The organism is Rhizobium sp. SG741 (assembly GCF_012275435.1).
In the GTDB taxonomy this organism is placed as follows: domain Bacteria; phylum Pseudomonadota; class Alphaproteobacteria; order Rhizobiales; family Rhizobiaceae; genus Rhizobium; species Rhizobium lusitanum.
In genome coordinates this window covers 379,174-394,315 of sequence record NZ_JAAZQP010000003.1, presented here as the reverse complement: position 1 = coordinate 394,315, position 15,142 = coordinate 379,174, and the positions used below count along the sequence as shown (strand labels likewise).

Sequence of the window (15,142 nt, the reverse complement as noted above, 5' to 3'; positions counted from 1 at the left end):
TTGCACCGCGATGTCAACAAAACTGGCGATTTAGCAGGTGCGAGAGAGCGGCCGCAGCCGAACGGGATGCGTTGGCCGGATCATATTGCATAAATGCCACGCCAGGACAGCAAGTTGGGGAAAACCTCGAAATCGATTCCTCAAGATTCCCGCGACTCTTGTCACGGAGTCAGCCTCACACTAGGTTAAAAACCAATTGCTAGACTGCATGCGGCGGAACTAGTCACCACAATTTTAGAGCGTTTCGCGCCTCGATCCTATGCGGGGCAATGGTGAAGGATTCTGCCATCGGAAACGCGACAGCGGAGACAGGGCATGAATTGGACAGACGAACGCGTCGAGAAGCTTAAAAAGCTATGGTCCGAAGGGTTGAGCGCCAGCCAGATCGCGGCGCAGCTGGGCGGTGTCAGCCGTAACGCCGTCATCGGCAAGGTGCACCGCTTGAGCCTGCCGGGCCGAGCGAAGGCGGGCGGCACGGCGACCGCTGCCCGAACGCCGAAGCGCGGCGCCTCGGCGCCCCGCGCATCGAATTATACATCGCGCGTCGCAACCCGCACGGTTACCCGCCAGCAGGGCGCGACCATGCTCAAGGAAGAGATTGAGGTCGATGCGGTCAACGAGATCCAATATCGTCCGGCTGCCAACGTCGTCGTTCCGATCTCTCGGCGCCTCGTCCTGACCGAGCTGACGGAACGCACCTGCAAATGGCCCGTCGGTGACCCGCTGAAGGACGATTTCCACTTCTGCGGCAACGAGAGCCCGGATGCATCGCCCTATTGCGGCTACCATCAGCGCCTGGCCTACCAGCCGGTGCATGAACGGCGTCGGCCAGCTCAACCGCGCGGCTGAGATGCCCCATAGAGCAATTCCAGGAAAAGTGCGAAGCGGTTTTCCTGGAATTGCGTAAAAACAATAGCATAGAGCCGTCACGCGAGTCGGTGAAACGCGTAGCCGCTCTAGATCAGATAAACGAAACGGGCCGAAAGGCCCGTTTTCTGTTTCCGCCGCTATGTCGATGCCTGAACGGGCGTACCCGCTCAAGCTTCCATGGAGTAACCCGCACCGCGAACGGTGCGGATGACATCCTGCATATTGGAGAAATTGAGCGCCTTGCGCAGGCGGCCGACATGCACGTCGACGGTACGTTCGTCGACATAGATATCGTGTCCCCATACGCCGTCGAGCAGCTGCGAACGCGAGAAGACCCGGCCCGGCGAGGACATCAGGAACTCCAGCAGGCGGAATTCCGTCGGTCCCAGCCGCACTTCGCGGCTCTTGCGGTGAACGCGATGGGTCTCGCGATCCAGCTCGATATCGCCGCAACGCAGTACCGTGGAGAGAACCTCCGGGCGGGCGCGCCGCAGCATCGCCTTGACGCGGGCCATCAGCTCCGGCGTCGAGAACGGCTTGACGACGTAATCGTCCGCGCCGGTGGAAAGACCGCGCACGCGCTCGCTTTCCTCGCCGCGGGCCGTCAGCATGATGATCGGCAGGCGCTCCGTCTCCGGCCGCATACGCAGCCGGCGGCAGAGCTCGATGCCGGATACACCGGGGAGCATCCAGTCAAGGATCAGAAGATCGGGGATGCGCTCCTGGAGACGCAATTCGGCTTCATCGCCTCTGAGGATCGTATCGACCTCGAAGCCCTCAGCCTCGAGATTGTAGCGCAGCAGAACGCTGAGCGCTTCCTCGTCTTCTACAACAGCAACTCTCGGAACCATGCGCCTCTGGTCTCCTTTTCTTCGCTTCCAGATTATTCCGTCACCGCGCCAACGGTGTTGGCGGTATCATCCTTCGGGCGCTCGCCTTCTGGCTGGGCGCCGGTCGCCATGTAATAGATCGTCTCGGCGATGTTGGTGGCATGGTCACCGATGCGCTCGATGTTCTTGGCGCAGAAGAGAAGATGCGTGCAGGTGGTGATGTTGCGCGGATCTTCCATCATGTAGGTCAGCATCTCGCGGAAGAGCGAGGTGTACATCGCGTCGATTTCCTCGTCGCGCTCTCGGATCGACACAGCCTTGTCCGGCGAACGGGTGGCATAGACGTCAAGCACTTCCTTGAGCTGGCTGAGCGCCAGTTCGGAGAGATGCTCGATGCCGCGGGCAAGCCGCCGCGGAACGCCTGTGCCCTGCACGGCGATGACGCGCTTGGCGGTGTTCTTGCCGAGGTCGCCGACACGCTCCAGATCGGAAGCGATGCGAATCGAGCCCATGATCTCGCGCAGGTCGGCGGCCATCGGCTGCCGGCGGGCGATGGTGACGATCGCCTTGTCGCCGACTTCCCGTTCCGCATGATCGAGAATGACGTCGTCGGAAATGACCTTCTGCGCAAGACTGGTATCGCTTTGGACCAGTGCGCGAACGCTGTCGCTGACCATTTGCTCGGCCAGACCGCCCATTTCCGCAATGCGGCGCGTCAGGAACTTCAGGTCTTCGTCATAGGCAGAGAGAATGTGAGTGGAGACCATTTTTCTATCCTCAAGGTGAACTGTGTGAAAGGAGCCGCGCGCACGGCATCATCAACCAAAACGGCCCATGATGTAATCCTGCGTGCGGAAATCGTCGGGATTGGTGAACATTTTATCGGTATCGTTCTCCTCAACCAGATGGCCGAGATGAAACATTGCGGTGCGTTGCGAAACGCGGGCTGCCTGCTGCATGGAATGCGTCACGATGACGATGGTGAAGTTTTCCCGCAGCTCATGGATCAGATCCTCGACCTTTGCGGTTGCGATGGGGTCGAGCGCCGAACATGGCTCGTCCATCAGGATGACCTCTGGACTGACTGCGACCGCGCGAGCGATGCACAGACGCTGCTGTTGGCCGCCGGACAGGCTCGTGCCGGCATCATAGAGCCGATCCTTGACCTCGCCCCAGAGACCGGCTTTCTGCAGGCTGGTCTCGACGATATGCTCGAGATCGGCTTTCGAGCTGTGCAGGCCATGGATGCGTGGTCCGTAGGCGACGTTCTCGTAGATCGACTTCGGAAACGGGTTGGGCTTCTGGAAGACCATGCCGACACGCGCGCGCAGCTCCACGACATCGATGCTGTTGTCATAAACATCCTGATCGTCGAGCGTGATCTTGCCGGTGATGCGGCAGGTCTCGATCGTGTCGTTCATGCGGTTGAGGCAACGCAGGAAAGTGGACTTGCCGCAGCCGGAAGGACCGATCAGCGCCGTGACCGTATTGGCGCGAATGTTCAGGTTGACATCGAAGAGCGCGCGCTTGTCGCCGTAAAAGACCGAGACGTCCTGGCCGATCATCTTATAGGGGATCGTCATCATCTTCTTGGCTAATGCTCTTTCGCCCGCGGCTTCCGTCATCATGTTCATTTGGTCGCCCTCCCCTACCAGCGCCGTTCGAAGCGGCGCCGCAGCAGGATCGCGCCGATATTCATCGCAACGAGGAAGAAGAGCAGCACGATAATCGCTCCGGAGGTCCTCTCAACGAAGGCCCGCTCCGCTTCGCTCGCCCACATGTAGATCTGCACCGGCAGCGCCGTCGAAGGATCGAGCGGCGAGGCCGGATAGTTGGCGACGAAGGCGACCATGCCGATCAGAAGCAGCGGCGCCGTCTCGCCGAGCGCATGCGCCAGCCCGAGGATGGTGCCCGTGAGGATGCCCGGCATGGCGAGCGGGAGCACATGATGGAAGACCATCTGCATGCGCGACGCGCCAAGGCCGAGTGCCGCGCTGCGGATCGATGGCGGTACCGCGCGCAGTGCCGAGCGCGTGGCGATGATGATCATCGGCAGCGTCATCAGGCTGAGCACCAGCCCGCCGACCAGCGAGGCAGAGCGCGGCAGCCCCATCATGTTGATGAACACCGAAAGGCCGAGCAGGCCGTAGACGATGGAGGGCACCGCCGCGAGATTGTTGATGTTGACCTCGATCAGATCCGTCAGCCGGTTTTTTGGCGCGAATTCCTCCAGATAGATCGAAGCGGCGACACCGACGGGCAAGGCGAGCACGAGGACAGTCAGCATCAGATAGAGCGAGCCGATCAGCGCGACGCCGAGGCCCGCGGCCTCGGGGCGGCTCGAGTTACCCGAGAGGAAGAGACCGCTGTTGAAAGCTTCGTGCAGCGCGCCGCTGGCTGTCAGCTGCTTCATCCAGCCGAGCTGCCGATCGGAAACCTTGCGATCCTTCTCGTCGGCCGCCAGGTCGATCTGCCCCTTGTTGGCGGAGTCGATATTGGCGCTCGCAAGGAACGTCACATTCCCAGTCGTTCCGATGATCGAGGGATCGGCCATGATCTTGTTGCGCAGTGCAATCCGCGCACTGTCCGACACCATTGTCGTGGCTTCGCGCACGAGTACGCGATCGGAAGGATCGATGCCCAAGGCCTTCACCAGCGCATCGCGCATGAGGACCGGATAGTTGGCTGATATCAGCACCTTCGGATCGCTGGCGCGCTTGCCGGTGGGGTCGATGACTTTCTCGGTGAATTCGATCGGTAGGGTTATCGAGGTCTGCACGAAGGCGGTATAGCCGTTGCGGACCACGGTCGAGACAAGCGTGAGAAGGAAGACCAGGCCGAAGACTACGGCGGCGATGCCATAGGCCCGAAAGCGGCGCTCGGCGGCATAGCGCCGCTTGATGCCGATATCGCGCCGCGCCGGGGCGCCCGGCGTAAGCCCGCGCGGAATATTCTGTGACGGGGAGGATACGATGTCGCTCATTCGTATTGCTCCCTGTAGCGGCGGACGATGTAGAGCGCGTAGACGTTCAGGCAGAGCGTCAGGCAGAACAGCGTTATGCCGAGCGCGAAGGCGACCAGTGTCTGCGGCGAGGTGAACTCCAGATCGCCGGTCAACTGGTTGACGATTTTCACGGTAACCGTCGTCATGGGTTCGAAGGGATCGAACTGCATGCGAGCCGCGACACCGGCGGCCAGTACGACGATCATCGTTTCGCCGATTGCCCGCGAGGCGGTCATCAGCAGCGCGCCGACGATGCCCGGAAGTGCCGCCGGCAGCAAAACGCGCTTGACCGTTTCCGAGCGGGTGGCGCCAAGACCGAGCGAGCCATCGCGCAGCGACCGCGGCACGGCCATGATGATGTCGTCTGACAGCGAGGAGACATAGGGAATGAGCATGACGCCCATGACGAAGCCCGCCGTCAGGACGCTCTGCGCCTCGATGAAACTTGTATAGCTTCCCGCTAGCAGGCCATCGATCTCCGCCGAGATGTCTCTCAGGAACGGCCCGACCGTGACGAGGGCAAAGAAGCCGTAGACGATCGTGGGAATGCCGGCCAGCACTTCGAGCAGCGGCTTGGCGATCGAGCGCACGCGGGCCGAAGCATATTCGGCCATGTAGATGGCGGCGAACAAGCCGATCGGCACCGCGAACAACATGGCGACGAGACCGATATAGATCGTGCCGGCCAGCAAGGGTATCAAGCCGAAAGTTCCGGATATCTGTGAACCGGCACCGGTGAAGCGCGGATCCCAGACAGTGCCGAAGAAGAACTCATGGGCAGGTACCATGCTGAAGAAACGCGCCGCCTCCGAAAGCATCGAAAAGGCGATCCCGACCGTCGTCAGCACCGCAATGGAGGAGGCGACGATCAGGGCGCCGAGGATGACCTGCTCGACACGGTTGCGGGCGCGAAAACGCGGGGCGATGGCACGCAAGCCATGAACCGCGCAAAGCAACGACAGAAGGATCGCCGATGCGGACATCACCATCCGGCTGACTTCGCGCATGCCGCTATATTTGTTGGCGGCATCGATCATGTAACCCGTTGGGCGGACCGCGAGTGGCACGCCCTTCTGCGCCAGAAGCAACTGGAGATCGGCCGAGCCACCGTCAACCGCGGCGAGTTCCTGGCCATCGAGCAGGCGCATGCCGTGGGCAATGCTGCGCACCATGCCATAGCTGAGGTTAAGCTCCGCCTGCGGAAGGGTTCTCACCTCTTCCGGAAAGGACTTGACCACCAGGCGATCGATAATAATCGGGCTGACGATCAGCCAGACACAGACGAGCGCCAGGGCCGGCAGCACCGCCCAGATCGCGGCATAGGCGCCATGATAGCCGAGCCGGGAGTGCATCGAGGAAGACCTGCCGCCTGATAGCGCAGTCGCCCGCGCGCGCCCGAGCACGAAGGCAAGGGCACCAATGACCGACAGACACAACAACAGCAGCGATATGCTCATTCCCACTCCCCGGCGAACACCGGCGCGGATCAAACCCGCACCGGCGCATAGTCTCTATGCACTTACATGATCTTCCCGCCGGCGAAGTCCTTGCGGATCTGGTCGCGCTCGCCATCCGGAGCGGGCACGAGGCCATATTCCGCCAGCGGGCCGTCCGGTCCGATCATCTGATCGCTCGTGAAGAAATCGACATATTCCTTGAGGCCCGGAATGACGCCGAGATGCGCCTTCTTGACGTAGAAGAACAATGGACGCGACACCGGATAGGTGCCATCGGCGATCGTCTGGCCCGACGGCACGATGCCGCTGACGGTGGCGACCTTCAGCTTGTCGGCATTGTTCTGGTAGAAATACAGGCCGAAAACGCCGACGCCGTGCTTGTTGGCATTGATGCGGGCGAGTGTCTCGGGATAGTCGCCGTCGATATCGACTGCGACGCCATCCTTGCGTACAGCGACGCATTTCTTGGTTTGCTGGCCAGCATCGGAAACGGCTGCCTTGATCACGTCGACCGCGCCGGAAGCCTTGCAGCCGGCGGCAAGCACCCGCTCCTCGAAGACTTCCCGCGTCCCGTGCTTCTCGCCCGGAATATAGGCTGATATCTCGAAATCCGGCAGCGACGGCTTGATCTCCGACCACTTCCTGTAGGGATTGGGAACCAGCTTGCCATCAACGACCACTTCGGCGGCAAGTGCCTTGTAGAGATCGACGGGCTCGAACTTGATGTCCGGATTGCTCTTGTCGAAAGCGAAAACGATGCCGTCGTAGCCGATCTTGATCTGCTGGATATCAGCGACGCCGGCAGCCTTGCAGGCTTCGATTTCACTGTCCTTGATCGGGCGCGATGAATTGGCGATGTCGATGGAATCCGTTCCGACGCCCTTGCAGAATTCCTTGAGGCCGGCCCCGGAGCCACCCGACTCGACCACGGGCGTCTTGAAATTGGTAAAGGTCTCGCCGAAGCTTTCGGCAACGATCTTGGCATACGGGAATACCGTAGAAGAGCCGGCGATCTGAATCTGATCGCGAGCCGTCGCGGCGCCAGCAAAGGCAGCCGATGCAACCAGCGCAAGAATAGACAATTTCAAAGCATTCATAATGAATCCCCCTGACGAGCTCTGAAGAGCGCTGTAACGGATGCCACATCCGCCTGGTTCAGCATCACTTTCTTAGCGGCCAAAGCACCGCCCTTTTATGTCAGGCGAGTGAAACAATTATGACAGGTCATCTCTTTGAAATTAATGGAATAAATCACGCCAAAAATGGGCGATTTATGGAGGTTCTTAGAAACGGACGGTAAAGTCCGTTCCCTTCCCCACTTCCGACTTGACGATCAATCTGGCGCGGTGCCGGGTCAGAATGTGCTTGACGATGGCAAGCCCGAGGCCGGTTCCCTTTTTGGAGCGGCTGTCCTCGACATTGACGCGATAGAAGCGCTCGGTCAGGCGCGGTACATGTTCTGCGGGAATTCCCGGCCCGCTGTCGGACACGACGACCTCAACCGCCTGGCCCGGCTCGTTCAGCAAGGTAACCTCCACCGCCTTGCCTTCCTGGCCGTATTTGCAGGCATTCTCCATGAGATTTTCGAAGACCTGCACCAGCTCGTCGCGGTCGCCCAGCACCTCCACCTTGCCCGCCGGCATATGCAGATTGATCGTCACGTCAAGATCGCCAGCAAGCGGCAGCAGCGAGTCGCGCACATGACCGAGCAGCGGCACGAGATCGACCTTCTGATCCGGGGCGATGTGCGATTTCAGCTCCAGCCTGGATAGCGACAGGAGATCATCGACCAGCCGGCTCATGCGCGTCGTCTGGTCGAGCATGATGCCGAGGAAGCGCTGCTGTGCCTTCGGATCCGCTTTGGCCGGCCCCTGGATGGTTTCGATGAACCCCCGCAGCGACGCAAGCGGCGTGCGCAGTTCATGGCTGGCATTGGCAACGAAATCGGAGCGCATGCGATCGATGTGACGCAGTTCCGATATGTCGCGAAACGACAGCAGGAAGAAGCCGGTCTCGACATCGGCCTCCGGCAGCTCGACCGGCGCGATGCGCACGATATAGACGCGCTCCGACGGCAGGCGCTCGGAATGCTCGATCTGGTTCGGCGTGTTGGTGGCTATGGTCTCGCGCACCATATCGAGCAGGCCGGGGGAGCGCAGCTTCGAGGAGATATGCGCCCCTGCGGGGAAGGCGCCGAAGGCCTTTTCGACGGCTGCGTTCTGCACCAGTACGGATGCCTCGCGATCGATGATCAGCACCGGGATGTCGAGTGCAGCCAATCCCGCAAAAACCATGCGCAGCAGAACTTCCGGATCGATCGGCTGAGGTTCCTCCCGCGACGGCACGACGATCCGCTCCACCAGCGGAGGCCGGATCAGCGCGACGATCATGACGATGGCCCAGATCCAAAAGACAGCGCCGGTATTGATGCCCTCGATGAGCGCAAGTACGGCGATCAGCGTCGCCAGGATCAGCATAGCGCTCTCCTGCCGCAACCGCAGCGCCAGTCTCCTGACAAATGACCATTCGTCTTCCAATTGCGCCCGTCCCTTTGTCTGTCGTTACGGAATGCTGGATTCCGCCTCTTAACCGGGATTCATGACAGAAGTATTCGGCTCTATCCACAGAAGGCGATAACTCACAACAATAAACGTAGCCGGCAAAGAAGGAAACCCGCAAAGGGCTTGAAACCATTGGATAAAAGTCCCAGTTTGCCCAGCGAGCCTTTTGTCGTGCCCAAGCGACATGTTTTACAGAGCGTAAAGAGCCGAGGAGCCTGACATATGGGAGAGGAACAAGCGAAGAGCCGTGCTGTGGAGCTGGATATCCGCGGCAGCAAGCGCATATTCGATGTCGATGATCCCGTGCTGCCGGGCTGGATCAACGACGAAGCGCTGACTTCGGGGGGTTATCCTTACAAAAAGAAGCTCAAGGAAGAGGAATATCAGCAAGAGTTGGAGATGCTGCAGATCGAGCTCATCAAGGTGCAGTTCTGGCTGCAGGCGACAGGCAAGCGGGTGATGGCGCTGTTCGAGGGACGCGATGCCGCGGGCAAGGGAGGCTCGATCGCCGCAACCTCGGCGCATATGAACCCTCGCCTGGCACGCGTCGTGGCGCTCACCAAACCGACGGACCGCGAGGCCGGGCAATGGTACTTCCAGCGCTATGTCGCCCAATTCCCAACGGCGGGCGAATTCGTTCTCTTCGACCGCTCATGGTACAACCGCGCCGGTGTCGAACCGGTCATGGGCTTCTGCACCCCGAAGCAGTACGAGCAGTTCCTGAAGCAGGCGCCGCAGATGGAAAAGCTCATCGTCCAGGATGGCATCTCCTTCTTCAAATTCTATCTGGATATCGGCAGAGAGATGCAATTGAAGCGTTTCCACGACCGATGCCACGATCCGCGCGCCGTCTGGAAGCTTTCCTCCATGGATATAGCCGCCCTGCCGAAATGGAAGGACTACGGCGAAAAGCGCGACCGGATGCTGAAGGATACGCATACCGATTACGCGCCATGGACGGTCATCCGCGCCAACGACAAGCGTCGCGCTCGTCTGAACCTCATCCGTCACATCCTGCTGACGCTCGACTATGACAACAAAGACAAAAAGGCCATTGGCGAAATCGACGAAAAGATCCTCGGCATGGGGCCAGACGTTCTCAAATAGAGGAACGGCGGCCCGGGCCTATTGTCCGGGCAGCACGCGGATGGCGTAGACGTTGATGCCGCGGGCCTTGCCGTCGACGTCGCTGTTGATGATCAGGCGGCCGGGGCTCGTCGACGCCAGCGAGCGATCGTAGCGGACCTGAAACAGCGCATCCGTCTTCTGGCGGCTGACCGTAAAGCGATGCCGTCCACAGCTGCCGAGCGAGCCGAAGTCGCATTCGACGGTAATCTGCGTCGGCGTGTCCGAGGTGGACTGTAACGTCAGCGCGATCGTCGACGGCTTGCCCGCCATCTGCTGCAGCACATTGATAGGCACCTGGACCGAGGCCGCGCCATCTGCGCCGCTGCTGAGAGAGGTCAGCCGCACGGCCGGCCCCTCGTTTTCCGAAATATTCTCAGCCTTAGCCTGCGCGCCGGCGGTGACCTTCGACGCGTCCGTCGGCTTCAGTATCGCGACCCACTCTTCGGAAAAGCTGTTCTGCGGGTCGATGGTCGCCAGCCCCGGATTGGCAGGGCCGCTGCTATCCCCGTCGCCCGACGTATCTTCGTCGCCGTTGCCGCCGCTGAAATCCTGCGAATCGACATGCGCCGGCGGATTGCGGACACTCGTGTCTCTCTGCGCCGCCGACATGAACACGCCCGAAGTCTTGATCCACCAGGCTCCGACACCAAGGAAGGCGAGCAGAATGCAGAACACCAGCAGGCGCGAGAAGAACTTGCGCGGCTTGCGGCGAACCGCAGCGCGCTCCGGCTTGAAATTCATTGTTCGCGCCGCTGCCGGTGCGGCTGCGGTCGCCGGCCTTATGGCGCTATCGGCGCCGAGATGGTCGGCCGGCCCTGCGCGCATATCACCGAAATCGCTCTCCGGTGCTGCGGGCTCGACTGTTTCGGGTTCGACCGGAGCGGAAGCGTGGACGGAAAGCGAGGGGTTGCGGGTTTCACCGCGCACGCTCATGACCGGTTCATGCTGTTGTGCCGGCTGCCCGGCCGCCGGTCGTGGCACCGCCGGGGAAACATGCGGGACATCGAGCTGCGGCGAAACCGATATTTCCTCCGCCGGGCGGACGCGCTCCTCGGCCTCGATCTGCCGGATCGTCGCTTCCAGCCGCTGACGCTGGGCGGAGACGACATTGATATCGGTAATATCCTGCTTGCGGAGGCCGGCTTCCAAAGCCTGCCGCGCCGACTGATAGATGCGAGCCCGGATTTCCGGATTGGCGCGATCGGACCGCTCCAACGCGCTTCTGATAGCCGTTTCTAATCCGCTCACATCAGGTCCTTTACTCTCACTCGCAACATACCTGCATACTCTACCGACAAGACGGCCATATTCTTTATCATTCGTTAACCGGATTCGGTAACGCCCCGCCCGGCAATACGCAAGCCTTCGACCAAGGCCACGCGCACTCGGGCGGGGATAAACGTCAAAGACGACGCAATTGCGATGGCGAAAAGGCCGATCCGGCAGGGCCGACTTTCGCGGGGGTCGCACCTGAACACTGTCCGGCATCTCCGCACTTCCCACCGGTTGGGACATCTGCTATTTCTTTGACGTTTTCGTAAACGTCAAAAACGGATGATGTTCATGGCCCTCCCCTCGATCCTGACCGAGCGGCTGCGGCTGCCGGTCGTGGCCTCACCCCTCTTCATCATCTCGCATCCGGCGCTGACGCTGGCGCAATGCAAGGCCGGCGTGGTCGGATCCTTCCCGGCCCTGAACGCGCGCCCGGAAAGCCAGCTCGATGAATGGCTGGCGATGATCACCGAGGATCTTGCCGCACATAATGCCGCAAACCCCGAACGGCCGGCAGCTCCATTTGCGGTCAATCAGATCGTCCATACGTCAAACAAGCGGCTGGAACACGATTTGATGCTTTGCGTGAAATACAAAGTGCCGATCGTCATCTCCTCGCTCGGCGCCGTGCCTGAGGTGAATGCGGCCGTGCACTCCTATGGCGGCATCGTGCTGCATGATATCATCAACAACCGCCACGCCAACTCGGCTATCCGCAAGGGCGCGGACGGGCTGATCGCGGTCGCCGCGGGTGCCGGCGGCCATGCCGGCCAACTCTCGCCCTTTGCGCTCGTCCAGGAAATCCGCGAATGGTTCGATGGGCCGCTGCTGCTCGCCGGCGCCATCGCCACCGGCGGCGCCATTCTGGCAGCCCAGGCCGCTGGCGCCGATATGGCCTATATCGGCTCGCCCTTCATCGCGACGGAGGAAGCCCGCGCTGCCGACGCCTACAAGCAGGCGATCGTCGACGGCGCCGCCGCCGATATCGTCTATTCCAACTATTTCACCGGCGTGTACGGCAACTACCTGAAACCTTCCATACTTGCCGCCGGGATGGATCCGGACAAGCTGCCCGAAGCCGACCCTTCGAAGATGGATTTCGAGGCGGCCACGACCGGCGTCAAGGCCTGGAAGGACATCTGGGGCTCCGGCCAGGGCATCGGCGCAGTCAAGGCCATCGAGCCCGTTGCGGCGCTGGTGGACCGGCTGGAGACGGAATATCGTCAGGCGCGTGCACGGCTGGCGCTTTGAACGGGCAAGGGGCGGCCTGTTTTTTCACAGGCTTTTCGCTTTTTTGCGAAATGGCGATTTGGACGCTTGAAATCTGGCCGTATAGACTGTATCAGCGCCATGCAAATCGCGGGGCCGAACCAAAGCCCCTTGAATGCCGCTTTAGCTCAGGTGGTAGAGCACATCATTCGTAATGATGGGGTCGCAGGTTCGAGTCCTGCAAGCGGCACCATTTTTCCAGGCACTACTCTTTCCACACATTGCTACAGCCGTTCCTAGGTGTCTGTTTCCCCTATTTCGTGGCTGCGATATCGCGATCCGAAGCGGCCAGTTTAGAGACCGAAGATAGTCAAGAACAAGATGGGCTGCACTCGACTTATCGAACGTGCAAGCTAATGATGGCTGCCATCGGAGGCCTCTATGAATCTCATGAACGCAATCGCCGCCGCCGCTTATCTGGCAGCCACCGGCATGGCATTAGCAGCTCCCGCGGAGAAGCCAATGCATATGCTCTGCAAGGGCGACGGTATTGATAACGTATATGTTCACCTAAATTCCAAAAAGCAGTTCGGCCACGTCCTTAGTTGCGTCAGCGGCCCATTCATCGCCGACATGATGCCGTGCGCGCCCAATGGCGGATACGGTTTGTCATCTCCCACCGGATCGACGGCTCTCGTCGGCGTCGTCATGCGCTCGCAGGACTATCAACGCCACCTTGGCGGTGTCACCGGATTCACCCGGCAAGGAGACGACGTGACCTTCACGGGAGGTTTTATGGGCTCGAACGGCCTGCAAACATCTTGGACTTTGAAGCTCGATCCGGAAGGCAATGCGGTCGTTCGTGATAAGGAAGGCTCGATACCTTATAAGTGCAAGCCTTACACACCCGATGCTTCCAAGTAAGCCTCTTCGGAATCATCGCCTGCGGCAACAATCGGTTCCGCAAGCCGAGATCAGACGCACTCAGAGCCGTTTCAGCGAAAACGAAAAGTGCCCCTGGGATTCCACGGTCAGGTATTCGAATTGCCAATGGAAATCCTTGCAGAACTTGGTGCAGGCTTCGACCACGCCATAGGGGATAGCGTCGACGACGTTGCCGGTGCAGAAGTCGTGACCGGCGATGCGCCCATCCTGCTTCACCTTGAAGTGGCAGATCGACAGCTCTTCCCATGTCGTCTCGAAACTATGATTGGTATCGATATAGACCCAGTCGAAGAAGCTGTTCGGAAACTCCGCCAGCCTTACCGTCGAATAGCCTTGCACGATATGCAGGCGGCCGTTTTCCAGCGCCCCTCTGAATGTCGTCCTGATCTGCTCCAGACCGTCCTGGTAGCGGGGCGTATCCCATGCATCGATGAGGTAGAGCTCCCGTGGCGCGTTCTTTTCAAGGATCTCCCCGGTGAAGTCGCCGAAGGCCGCGCCGATCTCCGCGCAGATGCCTCCGTGCGGCAACCGGTGAAGAAGCTCGCCACGATCGGGCAGCAGCCGGGCATTTTCCGTATGGTGCAGGCTGAGTTGCGTATGCGGCATGCCGCCCTTGTAGTGAAATCTTGAATCGCGCGTGTTCATGCTGGCGGATACCTTCGACGTTGACTTCGGCCAAGACCGCAGAGACGGCCCGCTTTGAAAACCATGGATGCGAAATTCTTGGCATTCATGGCTTGCGTCAGGCATTCGGGGCCGCCATCCGCTTCGGCCACGATTGGCGTGCCGGTCATCTCGGGGGCCTTCGCAGGACTTCGGTCGTTACCCTCCTTTGCGGACCATGGCACGGGAAATTGCTTTGCGAGCGATGCGTTGAATCCGCGCGATAAATACAACCAAAGATTCAGATTTTGATGTTTCTGTGCGTTCTGGATGACATTGGGGGATGCACCATGAAGATTGCTGTGGGTGTTGCGACATGCGGTCGCAAAGCGATTTTGGCATGCATGATCGACAGGCTTGCCGCGCAGACGCGCAGGCCGGATCACCTTTTCCTCTGCCCGGCCACAGACGAAGATATCGACATGGAACGATTGCAATCGGCGCCGTTTCCCGTGAGCATCATCTCATCTCAACGAGGAAGCTGCCCGCAGCGCAACGCGATCATCGATGCCGCCGCCGGCATGGATGCACTTATCTTCTTTGACGACGATTTCTTTCCCGCGGCAAACTATCTTGCCGAAACGGAAGCGCTGTTCGAGGCCGACAAGGAGATTGTCGTGGCGACCGGAGAGGTCATCCGCGACGGCATCCTCGGACCGGGCCTGACGGCGGAAGAAGCGGACCGGGCCATCGAGGAGGACGCGACCCCTGATCCTGTTCCATCGATCGAAGCCGCTCACAATGCCTATGGCTGCAATATGATCTTCCGCTTGCAGCCGATCCTGGCCAATCGTGTCTATTTCGATGAAGCCTTGCCGCTTTATGCCTGGCAGGAGGACGTCGATCTGTGCCGGAGGCTGCGTCCATACGGCAAGATCGTCAGGTTCAATCGGCTGCGCGGCGTCCATCTCGGGGTCAAAATGGGGCGTACATCGGGCACGCGTCTCGGATACTCCCAGGTCGCCAATCCGCTTTACCTTGTGAAAAAACGCTCCGTGTCGTTGCAATGGGCGCTCAAGCTGATGGGCGGCAACGTTGCCTCGAATATCGTCGGCGCAGTCAATCCACCAGCCTATATCGACCGGCGCGGCCGCCTGCAGGGCAATATCATTGCATTCGGGCATCTGCTTAGCGGATCGCTCGATCCAAAAAATATCAACCGCATGTGAGGCTTTCGGGCTGAGCCGAACAGTCAAGCGTTCG

Annotated in this window: 15 protein-coding genes and 1 tRNA gene; 6 read left to right on the top strand and 10 right to left on the bottom strand. The window is 60.3% G+C overall.

The annotated features are described in order from the left end of the window. The first annotated feature begins 315 nt into the window (after positions 1–315). Positions 316–849: a GcrA family cell cycle regulator gene (locus FHT29_RS10380; protein WP_037203127.1), complete on the top strand. Its 534-nt coding sequence runs from the start codon at positions 316–318 to the stop codon at positions 847–849. Between the two features lie 188 nt (positions 850–1,037). Here FHT29_RS10380 and phoB read toward each other — a convergent pair whose 3' ends face one another. From phoB to phoR, 7 genes are all read right to left on the bottom strand, one after another. After that, complete coding sequence (phoB, locus tag FHT29_RS10375; protein WP_004128368.1) at positions 1,038–1,721, bottom strand: phosphate regulon transcriptional regulator PhoB; 684 nt, start codon at positions 1,719–1,721, stop codon at positions 1,038–1,040. Between the two features lie 32 nt (positions 1,722–1,753). Beyond that, positions 1,754–2,467 (bottom strand): phosphate signaling complex protein PhoU, encoded by a 714-nt coding sequence (gene phoU, locus FHT29_RS10370; RefSeq protein ID WP_037203126.1) that lies wholly within the window; start codon positions 2,465–2,467, stop codon positions 1,754–1,756. A gap of 51 nt (positions 2,468–2,518) precedes the next feature. Then, positions 2,519–3,334 (bottom strand): phosphate ABC transporter ATP-binding protein PstB, encoded by an 816-nt coding sequence (pstB, locus tag FHT29_RS10365; protein WP_047641053.1) that lies wholly within the window; start codon positions 3,332–3,334, stop codon positions 2,519–2,521. A 14-nt stretch (positions 3,335–3,348) separates the two neighbouring features. Further along, positions 3,349–4,683 (bottom strand): phosphate ABC transporter permease PstA, encoded by a 1,335-nt coding sequence (pstA, locus tag FHT29_RS10360; protein WP_168599644.1) that lies wholly within the window; start codon positions 4,681–4,683, stop codon positions 3,349–3,351. Beyond that, entirely contained in the window at positions 4,680–6,161 is a 1,482-nt protein-coding gene (gene pstC, locus FHT29_RS10355) for a phosphate ABC transporter permease subunit PstC (RefSeq protein WP_168599643.1), read from the bottom strand. Before pstC ends, pstA begins: the two co-directional genes overlap by 4 nt. Positions 6,162–6,223: 62 nt before the next feature. Further along, positions 6,224–7,258 (bottom strand): substrate-binding domain-containing protein, encoded by a 1,035-nt coding sequence (locus FHT29_RS10350; RefSeq protein WP_168599642.1) that lies wholly within the window; start codon positions 7,256–7,258, stop codon positions 6,224–6,226. A gap of 186 nt (positions 7,259–7,444) precedes the next feature. Further along, positions 7,445–8,638, bottom strand: coding sequence for a phosphate regulon sensor histidine kinase PhoR (gene phoR, locus FHT29_RS10345; protein WP_037203117.1), 1,194 nt, complete (start codon positions 8,636–8,638; stop codon positions 7,445–7,447). A gap of 306 nt (positions 8,639–8,944) precedes the next feature. On the opposite strand from phoR, the gene ppk2 reads away from it, so the two are divergent. Then, positions 8,945–9,829, top strand: coding sequence for a polyphosphate kinase 2 (gene ppk2, locus FHT29_RS10340; protein ID WP_047556120.1), 885 nt, complete (start codon positions 8,945–8,947; stop codon positions 9,827–9,829). Positions 9,830–9,847: 18 nt separating this feature from the next. Here ppk2 and FHT29_RS10335 read toward each other — a convergent pair whose 3' ends face one another. Continuing rightward, entirely contained in the window at positions 9,848–11,098 is a 1,251-nt protein-coding gene (locus FHT29_RS10335; RefSeq protein ID WP_047556122.1) for a hypothetical protein, read from the bottom strand. 315 nt (positions 11,099–11,413) lie between these two features. Here FHT29_RS10335 and FHT29_RS10330 point away from each other — a divergent pair, with 315 nt between their 5' ends. The 3 genes from FHT29_RS10330 (at position 11,414) to FHT29_RS10320 (ending at position 13,255) form a co-directional block, all read left to right on the top strand. Beyond that, a complete protein-coding gene (locus FHT29_RS10330) occupies positions 11,414–12,373 on the top strand; it encodes a nitronate monooxygenase family protein (protein ID WP_037203112.1) in 960 nt (319 codons plus the stop codon). 135 nt (positions 12,374–12,508) lie between these two features. Next, positions 12,509–12,584 (top strand) — tRNA-Thr (locus FHT29_RS10325). 188 nt (positions 12,585–12,772) lie between these two features. Then, entirely contained in the window at positions 12,773–13,255 is a 483-nt protein-coding gene (locus tag FHT29_RS10320) for a hypothetical protein (RefSeq protein WP_051964473.1), read from the top strand. 60 nt (positions 13,256–13,315) lie between these two features. On the opposite strand, the gene FHT29_RS10315 is transcribed toward FHT29_RS10320, so the two are convergent. Beyond that, positions 13,316–13,921: a class I SAM-dependent methyltransferase gene (locus tag FHT29_RS10315; RefSeq protein ID WP_037203110.1), complete on the bottom strand. Its 606-nt coding sequence runs from the start codon at positions 13,919–13,921 to the stop codon at positions 13,316–13,318. Then, positions 13,918–14,376 (bottom strand): hypothetical protein, encoded by a 459-nt coding sequence (locus tag FHT29_RS34455; RefSeq protein ID WP_246703020.1) that lies wholly within the window; start codon positions 14,374–14,376, stop codon positions 13,918–13,920. Before FHT29_RS34455 ends, FHT29_RS10315 begins: the two co-directional genes overlap by 4 nt. Here FHT29_RS34455 and FHT29_RS10310 point away from each other — a divergent pair. Then, positions 14,362–15,108, top strand: a complete 747-nt coding sequence (locus FHT29_RS10310; RefSeq protein WP_246703019.1) for a glucosyll transferase family 2 — start codon at positions 14,362–14,364, stop codon at positions 15,106–15,108. The genes FHT29_RS34455 and FHT29_RS10310 overlap by 15 nt on opposite strands. Positions 15,109–15,142: the final 34 nt, after the last annotated feature.

Excerpts from the sequence above, each read along its gene's own strand:
- FHT29_RS10380 (WP_037203127.1), top strand. The coding sequence starts at position 316 with ATGAATTGGACAGACGAACGCGTCGAGAAGCTTAAAAAGCTATGGTCC.
- phoB (WP_004128368.1), bottom strand. The coding sequence starts at position 1,721 with ATGGTTCCGAGAGTTGCTGTTGTAGAAGACGAGGAAGCGCTCAGCGTT.
- phoU (WP_037203126.1), bottom strand. The coding sequence starts at position 2,467 with ATGGTCTCCACTCACATTCTCTCTGCCTATGACGAAGACCTGAAGTTC.
- pstB (WP_047641053.1), bottom strand. The coding sequence starts at position 3,334 with ATGAACATGATGACGGAAGCCGCGGGCGAAAGAGCATTAGCCAAGAAG.
- pstA (WP_168599644.1), bottom strand. The coding sequence starts at position 4,683 with ATGAGCGACATCGTATCCTCCCCGTCACAGAATATTCCGCGCGGGCTT.
- pstC (WP_168599643.1), bottom strand. The coding sequence starts at position 6,161 with ATGAGCATATCGCTGCTGTTGTTGTGTCTGTCGGTCATTGGTGCCCTT.
- FHT29_RS10350 (WP_168599642.1), bottom strand. The coding sequence starts at position 7,258 with ATGAATGCTTTGAAATTGTCTATTCTTGCGCTGGTTGCATCGGCTGCC.
- phoR (WP_037203117.1), bottom strand. The coding sequence starts at position 8,638 with ATGCTGATCCTGGCGACGCTGATCGCCGTACTTGCGCTCATCGAGGGC.
- ppk2 (WP_047556120.1), top strand. The coding sequence starts at position 8,945 with ATGGGAGAGGAACAAGCGAAGAGCCGTGCTGTGGAGCTGGATATCCGC.
- FHT29_RS10330 (WP_037203112.1), top strand. The coding sequence starts at position 11,414 with ATGGCCCTCCCCTCGATCCTGACCGAGCGGCTGCGGCTGCCGGTCGTG.
- FHT29_RS10320 (WP_051964473.1), top strand. The coding sequence starts at position 12,773 with ATGAATCTCATGAACGCAATCGCCGCCGCCGCTTATCTGGCAGCCACC.
- FHT29_RS10315 (WP_037203110.1), bottom strand. The coding sequence starts at position 13,921 with ATGAACACGCGCGATTCAAGATTTCACTACAAGGGCGGCATGCCGCAT.
- FHT29_RS10310 (WP_246703019.1), top strand. The coding sequence starts at position 14,362 with ATGGAACGATTGCAATCGGCGCCGTTTCCCGTGAGCATCATCTCATCT.